This window comes from Nostoc sp. TCL240-02 (assembly GCF_013343235.1).
In the GTDB taxonomy this organism is placed as follows: Bacteria; Cyanobacteriota; Cyanobacteriia; order Cyanobacteriales; family Nostocaceae; genus Nostoc.
Window position 1 is genome coordinate 963,183 of record NZ_CP040094.1, and the last position, 11,989, is coordinate 975,171.

At 40.5% G+C, this 11,989-nt stretch carries 13 protein-coding genes and 1 pseudogene; 9 read left to right on the forward strand and 5 right to left on the reverse strand.

What is annotated here, in order from left to right; translation table 11 throughout:
• The 3 genes from FBB35_RS04305 to FBB35_RS04315 all read right to left on the reverse strand — a co-directional run bounded on the left by FBB35_RS04305 (position 1) and on the right by FBB35_RS04315 (position 2,614).
• Complete coding sequence (locus tag FBB35_RS04305) at positions 1–1,260, reverse strand: FAD-dependent hydroxylase (protein ID WP_174708615.1); 1,260 nt, start codon at positions 1,258–1,260, stop codon at positions 1–3.
• 186 nt (positions 1,261–1,446) lie between these two features.
• A complete protein-coding gene (locus FBB35_RS04310) occupies positions 1,447–1,638 on the reverse strand; it encodes a hypothetical protein (RefSeq protein ID WP_174708616.1) in 192 nt (63 codons plus the stop codon).
• A 217-nt stretch (positions 1,639–1,855) separates the two neighbouring features.
• Positions 1,856–2,614: a YebC/PmpR family DNA-binding transcriptional regulator gene (locus tag FBB35_RS04315; RefSeq protein ID WP_174708617.1), complete on the reverse strand. Its 759-nt coding sequence runs from the start codon at positions 2,612–2,614 to the stop codon at positions 1,856–1,858.
• Between the two features lie 193 nt (positions 2,615–2,807).
• On the opposite strand from FBB35_RS04315, the gene FBB35_RS04320 reads away from it, so the two are divergent.
• Positions 2,808–4,103: an ABC transporter substrate-binding protein gene (locus FBB35_RS04320; RefSeq protein ID WP_174708618.1), complete on the forward strand. Its 1,296-nt coding sequence runs from the start codon at positions 2,808–2,810 to the stop codon at positions 4,101–4,103.
• Between the two features lie 310 nt (positions 4,104–4,413).
• On the opposite strand, the gene FBB35_RS04325 is transcribed toward FBB35_RS04320, so the two are convergent.
• Together FBB35_RS04325 and FBB35_RS04330 are read right to left on the reverse strand one after the other, a co-directional pair.
• Complete coding sequence (locus tag FBB35_RS04325) at positions 4,414–5,985, reverse strand: metallophosphoesterase (protein WP_174708619.1); 1,572 nt, start codon at positions 5,983–5,985, stop codon at positions 4,414–4,416.
• Between the two features lie 212 nt (positions 5,986–6,197).
• On the reverse strand, positions 6,198–6,593 hold the full coding sequence (locus FBB35_RS04330; protein ID WP_174708620.1) for a hypothetical protein: 396 nt from the start codon (positions 6,591–6,593) through the stop codon (positions 6,198–6,200).
• Between the two features lie 302 nt (positions 6,594–6,895).
• Here FBB35_RS04330 and FBB35_RS34280 point away from each other — a divergent pair.
• The 8 genes and pseudogenes from FBB35_RS34280 to FBB35_RS04370 all read left to right on the forward strand — a co-directional run.
• Positions 6,896–6,994 (forward strand): annotated as a pseudogene (locus FBB35_RS34280) (IS5/IS1182 family transposase); the annotation flags it as partial.
• Between the two features lie 194 nt (positions 6,995–7,188).
• Positions 7,189–7,449, forward strand: coding sequence for a hypothetical protein (locus FBB35_RS04340; RefSeq protein WP_174708622.1), 261 nt, complete (start codon positions 7,189–7,191; stop codon positions 7,447–7,449).
• Positions 7,450–7,482: 33 nt separating this feature from the next.
• A complete protein-coding gene (locus tag FBB35_RS04345) occupies positions 7,483–7,920 on the forward strand; it encodes a nitrogen fixation protein (protein WP_174708623.1) in 438 nt (145 codons plus the stop codon).
• Between the two features lie 344 nt (positions 7,921–8,264).
• Complete coding sequence (locus tag FBB35_RS04350; protein WP_174708624.1) at positions 8,265–8,582, forward strand: Nif11-like leader peptide family RiPP precursor; 318 nt, start codon at positions 8,265–8,267, stop codon at positions 8,580–8,582.
• A 64-nt stretch (positions 8,583–8,646) separates the two neighbouring features.
• Positions 8,647–9,000 (forward strand): Nif11-like leader peptide family natural product precursor, encoded by a 354-nt coding sequence (locus FBB35_RS04355; RefSeq protein ID WP_174708625.1) that lies wholly within the window; start codon positions 8,647–8,649, stop codon positions 8,998–9,000.
• A gap of 86 nt (positions 9,001–9,086) precedes the next feature.
• Positions 9,087–10,343, forward strand: a complete 1,257-nt coding sequence (locus FBB35_RS04360) for a nif11-class peptide radical SAM maturase 3 (RefSeq protein ID WP_174708626.1) — start codon at positions 9,087–9,089, stop codon at positions 10,341–10,343.
• A 34-nt stretch (positions 10,344–10,377) separates the two neighbouring features.
• A complete protein-coding gene (locus FBB35_RS04365) occupies positions 10,378–10,578 on the forward strand; it encodes a hypothetical protein (protein WP_174707951.1) in 201 nt (66 codons plus the stop codon).
• Between the two features lie 237 nt (positions 10,579–10,815).
• Positions 10,816–11,976 carry an aminoglycoside phosphotransferase family protein gene (locus FBB35_RS04370; RefSeq protein ID WP_174708627.1) on the forward strand — a complete coding sequence of 387 codons (1,161 nt, stop codon included), beginning with the start codon at positions 10,816–10,818 and terminating at the stop codon, positions 11,974–11,976.
• The last annotated feature ends 13 nt before the right edge of the window (positions 11,977–11,989 follow it).

Below are 11,989 nucleotides of genomic sequence, written 5' to 3' on the forward strand. Positions count from 1 at the left end.
TTATCGTTTTGCCAATTCTGGAGTCCGTCCTTTCAAGCCAATCATCAATTTCAGCATAAATACCTTTAAGAAAGGAACTCGTTGCAAAAACCATAAACCCAAGCGACGAACCATCACTACAGGTAAGAAGTTATTAGAAAACATCCGATCTAATAAATCGGTGAAACCTAAAATCGTCAGGTTTTCCAACTTACGCCAGCGTTCATAACCTTTAAGAATCTGAATGTCGCCAATATCTTTACCCGCTTGGTGCGCTGTTTGTAGAACTTGCGCCAAAGCTGCTGCATCCCGAATCCCCAGATTTAAACCTTGTCCACCCACAGGATGGCAATTGTGCGCCGCATCACCAATTAATGCCAGTCGGGGGAGAACATAGCGATCGCTTTGCATGAGTTGTACCTGGAATACAAAGCGATCGCCTAGTAATTCCAATTTCCCCATTTGATCGCCATAGCGACGGGTGAGTTCTCTTAAAAATTGCTCATCATCTAAGGCACACAAAGCTTTTGCTTCTTCATGTGGGGCTGTCCACACAATGCGGCAACGGTTCTCTGGTAAAGGTAAAATCGCAAAGGGACCGCTAGACCAAAATCTTTCGTAAGCGGTGTTATTGTGCGGCTTTTCTGGTTTGACAAATGCCACGATACAAGACTGCCAATATTTCCAGCCGGAGGTTTTGATACCAGCAGCTTGACGAATTGGCGATCGCGCCCCATCTGCTGCTATCAGTAATTTGCTGCGAAGTGTGCATAACTGATCGGCAATTTTAATATCTATCTCCACTATATCCTGCTGGTAATTCGTATTTACCACTTCAGCCGGACACAGATAAGTCACATTTGGACAATTTTGGACAAACTCCTGTAAAGGCTGCAACAGCGCTTGGTGTTCCGCCACATAACCCAATTCTGCTGTATGTATATCATCTGTGGTAAATTCCACCACATTGGGATAATCGGCATCAGAAAGACGAACTCGGCAATATTTGGCGATTTGAGGCAACATTCTGTCCCAAACTCCAATTCCTTGGTAAATTAGCGCCGAAAGCTGATGAACTGCATAAGCTTGTCCCTTAGCTACCGCCGCTGATGCGACTTTCGCCTCAATCAGCAAGATACTCAAGCCAGAATCTTTTAAAGCAGAGGCTAGAGTTAACCCAATAATCCCACCGCCGACAATTACCAAATCATATTCATATCCCCGCAAGTCTGGCGGTGTTGGTTGAGGGGAGAGAGGTTGCTCAAGCTGCGTTAGGGCCATTGTTAAGTTAGGTTACAGCGTCTTTTACTCTTATTTTGACGCGATCGCGCCTCCTTGAGCAAGTTAATAAAAAACCCGTTGATTGGTAGGGATTTCAACGGGGTTAAATAATGCAGTTATTTTTTCAGATAAACCAACACTAAACTTTATTACAGAGCTACTAGAAACTTTTGCACATAATAGTAACTATTTATGAGTTTTAGGAGCTAGGTTTTTAGCATGATGCTTGTGATGTTTGTGGTGTTTTATTTTATGAGTTTTGTTCTCTTTTGTGCTAGCAACATGGTGGATAGTTTTAGCTTGAGCTTGAGATGCAAAAACTGTTACGGGCGCAGCAAAAATTAAAGCCAAAACTAGAACTTTAGCGAACTTATTCATTTGAAAATCCTCATCAGGTAATCGACAACTTAACTATCCAATAGGTATATGTCATAAGTTTGTAATTGATATGAATCTTTCATGTCTATTTTTACAACCGTAAAATATCCCAATCACAAGAAATACTTAGCCAAAAAATACCAATAGACATAATGCTGGCATTTAAAACTTAGATGTAAATTTTGGAATTTACATAAGATATCTGTGTGAATTTTGATTAAGAAAAGCTGAAAGTCATCAATTCTTCTGCTATTTCAAAGTTAGATGTGACATTTTGCACGTCATCCAAGCCTTCTAGAGTATCAATTAACTTGAAAAGCGATCGCGCCTGATCTGGATCGGTAACTTCTACACTATTACTAGGAATCCAGCAAAATTCGGCATCAGTTACCTTAAAGCCTTGATTTTTGAGCGTCTGACTAAGGGTTTCTAAATTGCCAATATCAGTAAAAACTTCAGCCATCTCATCTTCAGCCATCTCATAAGATTCAGCACCGCCTTCGAGGGATGCTTCTAAAAGCTGTTCTTCGTCAATCACACTCTGCACTACACAAACGCCTTTTTGATCGAACATCCAGCTAACGCAACCTGTTTCACCAAGATTGCCACCATTTTTACTAAAAGCTACACGCAAGTCAGCAGCAGTGCGATTGCGATTATCTGTGAAGGCTTCGATTAAAATCGCTACACCACAAGGGCCATAGCCTTCGTAGCGAATCGCCTCAAAGATAGCGTTATCACCGCCAAAAGTACCTGCACCTTTAGCGATCGCTCGTTCAATATTATCATTGGGGATACTCGCTGCTTTTGCCTTGTCAATTGCCGTGCGAAGTTGAAAATTCAGCGCCGGATCTGGTACACCGCTTCTAGCCGCCACAATAATCGCCCGCGATAACTGAGTGAAGGTTTTCCCCTTTTTTGCATCTACTACGGCTTTTTGGCGCTTAATATTTGCCCATTTACTATGTCCTGCCATAATCTGAAATTATCAAAACTCTATTCAAGATTAGGATAAAAACGCTGGCAAAAACCATGACTTAAGATAATTGTGCAACTCTACATCAAAATGGCAAAGTTATGTTGAAGCAGCTACGAGAATCGATCAATCATTTTAATCAACATTATGCACAATTTTTTTCGCCTCCTCGCTATGCCAAGCGAAAAAGAAAGTGTCAAATTATCTTAGGAGATTACTGTTTGTATTATTCGTAGGCATAATAGCTTTAGTTGGATGTCAAAGTATTCTACCTGTTATTAAGGAAAATCAAGTAATTCATTTAACCCTGTGGCAAGGTGTAAATCCGCCGCCAAATCGGGATGTGCTGCAAAAGCTGGTAGACAAATTTAATCAATCCCACCCAAATATTCAGGTAGAGTCGCTTTATATTGGGCAACAGGATCAGCAAACGCCCAAGATTTTAGCAGCAGTAGTAGGAAATGCACCCCCAGATTTATTGTGGTACAATCCGACGATCGCAGGTCAATTGGTAGAACTCAATGCACTTTTACCTTTGGATGAAATGCTGGAGAAATCTCCAATCAAAGCCGAAATTGACCCCGCTTTGTATGGATCGATGAAATACAACGGTAAAATTTGGTCTGTGCCCTTTGCTACAAATAATGTTGGTATTTTTTACCGCCCAAGTTTGTTTAAGGCGGCAGGGATTACTGAATTACCCAGGACTTGGCAGGAGTTTGCACAAGTTGCCAAGAAATTAACTCGTGATACCAATGGTGATGGCCGAACCGATCAATATGGGATGTTTCTACCTTTGGGGAAGGGAGAATTTACAGTGTTCACCTGGTTGCCGTTTATGTGGAGTGGCGGTGGTGAGTTAGTAAGTGGTGATTCACAGAATGCAGCAGCAGTAAATTTGCAAAATAATCAAGGCGCGATCGCAGCTTTGCAATTCTGGCGTGATTTAATTACGGAAGGTTCCGCCATTTTATCTGGCCCAGAACGAGGTTATGAGACAGATGACTTGCTCAGTGGTAAAGTTGCAATGCAATTAAATGGCCCTTGGACTCTGGGGCAATTTCAAGAGACTGGTGTCGATTTTGATGTTTTTCCCATTCCTGTTGGACAAAAACCTGCTACTGTTATTGGTGGTGAGAATCTCTTCTTTTTCAAAACTACACCGAAACGTCAAATAGCAGCCTTTAAGTTTGTTGAGTATGCTTTGAGTGAAGAATTTCAGACAGAATTAGCATTGGGAACTGGTTATTTGCCAGTGAATTTGAAATCTCGTGAAAGTCCAAAATATCAGGATTTTGTCAAAAAAATACCACAGGTGAAGGTATTTTTAGATCAAGCTAAATATGGGCGATCGCGTCCCATATTTCCTGGTTATAATCGGATTTCTGACAGTGTAGGCCGGGCGATTGAATCTGTATTGTTGGGTAAAAGTTTGCCAGCAGACTCACTCAAAGCAACACAGCAACGTTTGGATTTGATTTTCAAGTGATTAAGGTGCGTATACCGCCGTAGGCATCGCATCCCATTTAAATAAAATACGCTTAGGTTAATAAAATTGCTTTGTGAGGCTGCGCCAAATTTTCTTTCTTTGTGTCCTACCCTGCGGGAAGCCGCTCCGCGTCTATGCGCTCTTTGCGGTTCGTTCCTCATATATTCATACAGAATTGGTATAAGGCTTAACTCTTTGTCAGAGTCAATTTTTTTTAACGAACCACATTTGCGTAGCGTCTCGTCAGAGAAGGACGCAAAGGACGCAAAGGAAGAGAAGGAAGAAATGCTCAACTGAATTGTATTGCCGTTTAAATTACAAATGGTTCAAGTTCGCGGTTATACCACTCATCTTCAATCCGTTCAGTTACCAACGGTCTGATGATAAACTTGGGTGGGCTACCATCCAAAACATCAATCCGCACACATGAGTAAGGTAGGCGGTTCTGAAAATTGTCATCATGACGACCTACAAAAAGCGTTGAATCAGCAACTTTCCGAGTGGGTTTACCTGCAATATCTGTAAAAGTCTCCATCAATTCAGTCCCCTTTCGCCTTTGATAGCGAGGACGATGACCGCTACCACCAGAGATAATACAGTTAATGTGAGAGTCAGCAAATCCGGTATCAGTTGTGCGAAGATGCTCCAAACAGTGAGCGTGACCATTTAAAATTAAATCGACTATGGGACGTTCTTTAATTAGAGAACCAAGATTTTCTGCCACTTGTTCAAACACCCAGCGCAAACGGTGACGAACCGCCAAGGTTTGTGCCTGATTCCACTTAGTAGCTTCTGTAACGAATGGCGGATGGTGGAAAAATATTATACGTCCGCGCACTTCGGAAGTGTTCCAAGATTCGATTAGTCTGCTTCGCAACCATTCAAGTTGTTCAAAGTCGATCGCAGGCATTTTATGAGATGCCAACTGTTTTTCAATATCGATTTTGATTTCGTTTATTTGGTCTAATTTGGCGCTAAGTTCATCGAGTTCTTCAGCTTCAGCAGGTTTATCTGGGTTGAGGGCATCGCATATTCCCAATATCTGCAATTCTTCTCGATCTATTTCCTGGCGACGCTTTTGCAATTCCCGGCGGTAAATTTCTCCCTCTTCAGTTGCAGGTAAAGGTGATGGTGTATTAAAGGTATTAGAATCCAGCGCAAAAAAGTCAATACCGCCATAACGAAAGGTGTAATAGCGATTGGGTAAGCGGGTAAACTGTCCAGGTTCGTAACGCAAACACCGCCCTGTGTCAGTTTTAGCAGTATAGTGTTTATCTAAATGACGTTCTAATTCTTGCGGGGAAGCGATCGCTTGAGTATAGTCCATAAATGCCCGTGCATAAGCATTCCCTTGATACGATCCATGCCAGCCAATCTCGATATCTTTGTAGCGGAACAGGCGACGTAATGAAGATGTTGTGCCAGTCAATAAACGGTATATCAACGGTACATCGTAATAATCATGATTACCTGGTACTGGCAAGAATGGCATATTAAACACCATACGGTCATAAGGAATGCTTTTCGGGTTGTCACCACCTACAATAAATTCCCGGTAAGGCTCAATAAAGCTTCTTGAATAATATTCTTGAGAACCAACCACATAGATTACATCACCTGTGTGCAACACAAAACTGCAATCATCCCGGTGAGGAAGCATCAATTCGGCAACTTTTCGTTGAGGATGATGGCGAGAATGGGATTTGGTGCCGGAATCACCAATAACCATAAAGGAAAATTCTGGACTATCTTCCCTACGATCGTCAATAACCATTCTGGTTTGGTCAATTCCCCGTTGCACAAAACTTGGATGCATCCACCGCACCCGTTCCTTCATCTTTTGAATTTTTACAGGAATCGGTGGATCGGAAATCAATTTCATGGCTGATAACTCTTGCTTGAATGCTTAACGCACAAGCTGATTGTAACGAAACAAGACTTATGTACACCGTAGCTTTAGCAAGAGGAAGGGATTATGGGTTGTGGGACAAGTGTTTAAACTTAAGTTTACACCTATGAGTAATGCTGTACCCTTACATATAGATATCATTCAAATACATGAAAACTGCTGTAAATTAAATTTTTCACCTGATACTATGCAGTTTTAGCGTTTTCACTAGCTAATTCTTTTGGAGTCGCCCTTAAACGTGTTGCTCTGCTTTTGCGAATGCGATCGCTTTTACGAACAGCACCCGCCATTTCATATTCACGGCTATCTTTGCCGTATTTAAAAGCAACTCCAATCAACATTTTCTCTGTAAGATCACTTAAAATTTTGTCCAATTCTTCCATCTCAGTTCTAGAAGAGTCAATCACGGCTAGAGCAGTATTATAAGCATCTATTTTGCTACGGTACTGCTCAATTAGTTGTGTCATGTTTTGCAAGTTACGAGCATCCCCAAAATCCATGCTGGGATCAATTGCTTTAAGTCCAGCTACTCTTAATTCAGCTTTTTCTAAAACGCGGTATGTACGTTTTTGAGCAGGCATCAATGTATCCTTTTTATTGCTTTAGAGCTAGTTTGCTTTACTAAAGCTGTGTTTTAGTTCAGTAAAATCCTCATATATTAGTGTTTAATATGACATAAATATCAGTATTTCCCACAAAAATTATGGGTTTGTTGATGAACAGAACGATTTTGTTGATGAACAGAATAATTTTATTGATGAAACGCATGAGTTTGTTGATGAACAGAATGATTTTATTGATGAAACGCATGAGTTTGTTGATGAACAGAATGATTTTATTGATGAAACGCATGAGTTTGTTGATGAAAAGCAGTGCTATCAACCGACTTAAGCAATTTCGTCACATCGCTACCCGATACGAGAAACTTGCTGCAAATTATACAGCCATGATTGCGATCGCCTCCATTCTCTTATGGTTATAGTTTGAAAACACGCCCTAGCAGTAAGAGAATTAGTCAGCAAAATTTTTAGAACATAAATAGTTTATTTTTGTTCAATAAAAAGCCACAATCAAAGATTAAATAATTTCCCTCTCCCATAGAATCAACAGATATTAGGCAATCCTGTTATTCAGTGGTAAAGCCTAAAGTAGTCATAAATTCTGAGGGGAATCAACATGGAAAAGCACAAAAGAAGTTATAACAGTCACTTAGAAATCAACAATCTAATTGATGATGCTGTAAATAATGCCGTAGCACGACGGAATCAAGGTTTGGATTCAGAAGATGCTTTGTCATCTGTGTCTGATGAGGAAGCTAAAAGTGTTGCAGGTGGTATAGCAGCAGTTGCAACAGTTGGTCTAATTGCTAAACCTCCGATTATTATCGGACGCATCATTACAACAGGAATCATAGCAATTCCAACTGAAACCATCTAGCTATAAAGATTCTCTTCGGTGAAGGCTCAATTCATGGAAAACATTGCTGCTGATAAAACGACACTTTGCCCCAGTGCTAGGCCAGAATCCGAGGATAGTGTGGTTTTCGGCATCATCAGTGGAACAGTAGCAGAACCCCGTGTGGCTTATCTCAAACAGCCCCAGCCGCTCACGGATGAACTCATAGCAAAAGCTAACCCAATTACACCTGCCGAAATTTTTCGCACAGCCGCACCTTGCGCCACAAAAGCTTGCCAACATTTTGATGGACAAGATTGTCGTCTAGCCACGCGAATTATCGAAAAGTTACCCACAGTAGCAGAGGAACTACCCCCTTGTTCCATACGCCGAGATTGTCGGTGGTGGCAACAAGAAGGGAAAGCAGCTTGTATGCGTTGTCCCCAAGTGATTACAGATAACTACAATGCCTCTGAACTAGCAATTAAAGTAGCAATACCAACTGCTAATTAAGCAAAGCTAGAACTGTATTAACAAGGGAATAGGCAACGGGCAACAGAGGACTCTTACAGATAAGTATTTTAACTTTAAGAGAAATTTGCCATGCCTAAAAGTGAGGACAAAATGCCCCACTTAGAAACCAATATGGTTCAGTTAATAAAAATGAAGAATAGTAGGTTAGGTTGAGCCACAGCAAAACCCAACGAAGCCTTGTTAATGTTGGGTTTTGTTCCTTAACACAACCTACGTCAGTTTTAGTTTTTAGCCTTAACTGAACCGTATTGACTTAATAAACAGGAAATAAAAAATTTTGTTCCCTGTCTCCTTTCTTCTTGAAATAATCTCAGGAAAAGATTATGTCTTTAGAAAATGTGAGAGCTTTCTACGAAAGACTAGCATCTGATGAAGTTTTCCGCGTTCAAATTCAAGGCGTTGAAAGCAAGGATGCAGGTAGAGAAATTTTGAAAAACGCTGGTTTTGATTTTAGCCAGCAAGAATTTGAAGAATATACAGAGCAATTGTTAGAAACAACTGCGTCTGATGATGATTTAAAAGACCTAAACGAAAAAGAATTGGAAGCTGTGTTTGGTGGAGCAATACCTGTTATTTTTCCTGGAGGTCTGCCAATCCTAATGTACGGAGTTGTCATTACATCAATTCGTTTCTTGTTCTAATCCCTCATTTTAAATTCTGAGGTCGCTAAATTTCCCAGCAAAAATTTTTCATAAGGAGAAAATTATGTCTTTAGAAAACGTCAGAGCATTTTATCAAAGGCTAGCCTCTGATGAGGCTTTCCTTACCCAAATGCAAGGGGTTGAAAGCAAGGATGAATGCAGCCAAGTTGTTAAAACTGCTGGCTATGATTTTACTCAAGAAGAGTTTGAAGAATATACAACTCAATTATTAGAGTCAAATGCTGCTGAGGATGAACTTAAGGATTTAAGTGAAAAACAATTAGAAGCAGTTTTTGGTGGCATCATTGGTAAGCCTATAATACAACCTTTATATGGGGTTATTTGGTGGCCTCCTGTTAAGTGGCCGCCTATTCAGCCTCAGCCTCTATATGGAATTGTGACGACCAATGATATCTAAAGAAGCTTGAACAACAAGCTCAGGTTTATGGGGATAGAGATATGTCTATCCCCTTTTAGAGAAATTGCTTAAAGGAGTTTATTCCAATGACCTATCGCAGAATTAGCTATGCGGTTTGGGAAATTACCCTAAAGTGCAATCTTGCATGTCAACACTGTGGCTCTCGTGCTGGTCATACTAGGGCAAAAGAATTGTCCACCGAAGAAGCCCTTGATCTGGTTAGCCAGATGGCGGAAGTTGGGATTACAGAAGTAACACTCATTGGTGGTGAAGCTTTTCTGCGTCCTGATTGGCTGGAAATAGCCCAAGCAGTTACCCAAGCTGGGATGCTCTGTGGTATGACAACCGGGGGTTATGGTATCACTTTAGAGACAGCACGACGGATGAAAGAAGCTGGAATCCAAGTAGTTTCCGTCTCTGTTGATGGCTTAGAAGCAACCCACGATCGCATTCGGGGTAGACAAGGCTCCTGGCAATGGGCGTTTAAGACCATGAGCCATCTTAAAGAAGTAGGTATTTCTTTTGGTTGCAATACTCAAATCAATCGCCTCTCTGCACCAGAATTCCCCCGTATTTATGAGCATCTCCGTGATGCAGGTGTCTTCGCTTGGCAAATTCAATTGACTGTACCGATGGGGAATGCAGCTGATAATAGCGAGATTTTACTACAACCTTATGAATTACTCGATGTGTACCCAATGATTGCTCGTGTTGCTCAACGGGCAAAGCGAGAAGGGGTGAGGGTTCAGCCAGGGAATAATATCGGTTACTACGGCCCCTATGAGCGATTTTTACGAGGCGGCGATGCTTGGACTTTTTGGCAGGGATGCAGTGCTGGATTATCTGCTTTAGGAATTGAAGCAGATGGAGCGATTAAAGGTTGTCCTTCACTGCCAACTTCAGCTTACACTGGCGGAAATATCCGCGATCGCTCTTTGCGAAGCATCATTGAAGAAACAGAAGAACTACGGTTTAATCTAGGGGCTGGTACTCCCAAAGGCACAGAACATTTGTGGGGTTTCTGCAAAACTTGTGAATTTGCTGAACTCTGTCGAGGTGGTTGCAGCTGGACTGCACACGTCTTTTTTGACAAACGAGGCAACAATCCTTATTGTCATCATCGTGCCCTCACCCAACAAAAACAAGGTATTCGAGAACGAGTATTCCTCAAGCATCGAGCAGAGGGTAATCCCTTTGATAATGGAGAATTTTCTCTAGTTGAAGAAGTGATTAATGCACCTTGGCCAGAAAACGATTCTCTTCATTTTACTGCTGACAGTATTCAATGGCCAGACAGTTGGCAGCAAGAACCATTACTACCATCTTTGATTGTTTTGAATTAAAGTTCAGTTCATAAATTTGATTCATCGGAATAACATGTCTACTGAATATATACCTCCAGCAGATGATCTCACTGGTACTTTAGAATCATCTGTTAACAAATCTCAGGTTGAGTTGAACTCTCACGAAACCCTATTACCTCGTTTGGCTTGGAATAGCCAAATAGCTTATTTACGAGTTCTTTTTAAAGCAAAAAAGGCTTTAGACCGAATCGAAAGAGAAGCAGATATTTTATAACTTCATAACTAATTTATTGATTTTATGTCTCAACTAAAAGTTTCCGAGCTAAATGCTGCTGGCTTAAATTTTTTCAAGGTTTTGAGAGTTTTATGATAGACCTAAAAGATGATGAGCTTTATATCAATTGTGGCGAAATTTCCATCACCACTAACATAAGCGTAATTAACGTTTTTATCTCTGAAGATATTTTCGATCCGTCTATTTATTTCATTAAGTGATTAAATAACAAAGCTTATGACATTTATTTTAAATACTCACAATGTTTTCGATTATTTAGTTGAACAGGGTTTATGCAATCAGTGCGAGCAACCTCCCAGCAACATAGAACCACTTGCAGCAAAGAACTTTAATTTATTACTAACTTTTCCAGATAGTCGTAAGCTTCTTGTTAAGCAAGAACGATATTATCAGCAAGGGAAAGCGGCTGGTGAGTTTTTGACTGAGTGGCGAATTCAAGACTTTTTACAGAGGTTTTCCAATTTCGATCACTATCGCCAATTTTTGCCAGAGGTGCTGCATTTTGATGTAGAGAATTCCATTATTGTCTTCAAATACCTAGATGACTATCGGGATTTAATGGATTTTTACACTAAAGAAAATAGCTTTCCCACAAAAATTGCTACAGCAGTTGGTGCTATCTTAGGAACTATACATCGTGACACTTTTAATCGCCAAGAATATCAAAATTTTTTCTCTAAAAATTCAGATAATTTAATAGTTGACCAAGTACCGCATTTAATCCAGAGATTAGAAAGGGTTGAACCAGAAATTTTTGGTTTGATACCTGATAATGCGTTAAAGTTTTTTGTCCTCTATCAACGGTATGATAGCTTAGGAGACGCGATCGCTGAACTGGGTAATGCTGTAATTCCTTCATGTCTAACCCACAATGACCTGAAGCTAAATAATATCCTTCTGCAAAAAAATTGGCAGCATTCTATTAACAATACTATCAAATTGATTGATTGGGAACGCTCTGCTTGGGGAGATCCAGCCTTTGATTTGGGAACGCTTATTGGCAGCTATGTGCAAATCTGGCTAGGTAGCTTGGTAATCAGCAATTCTTTGAGTATTGAAGAATCTTTGCGTTTAGCAATAACGCCTTTAGAACTACTCCAGCCTTCAATTGCCGCATTAGCTCAAGCTTATTTAAACACTTTTCCAGAAATTGTAGAATACCGACCTGATTTTTTGCAGAGGGTCGTACAATTTGTAGGTCTTGCTTTAATTCAACAAATTCAAGCGATGATTCAATATCAAAAATACTTTGGCAATACAGGGATTGCTATGCTTCAGGTTGCTAAAACATTATTATGCCGTCCCATACAATCAATGCCAACAATTTTTGGTACTGCGGTTGCAGAACTAGTTACTGTTAATGCTTCTACTAGGTAAATCATTTCGATAC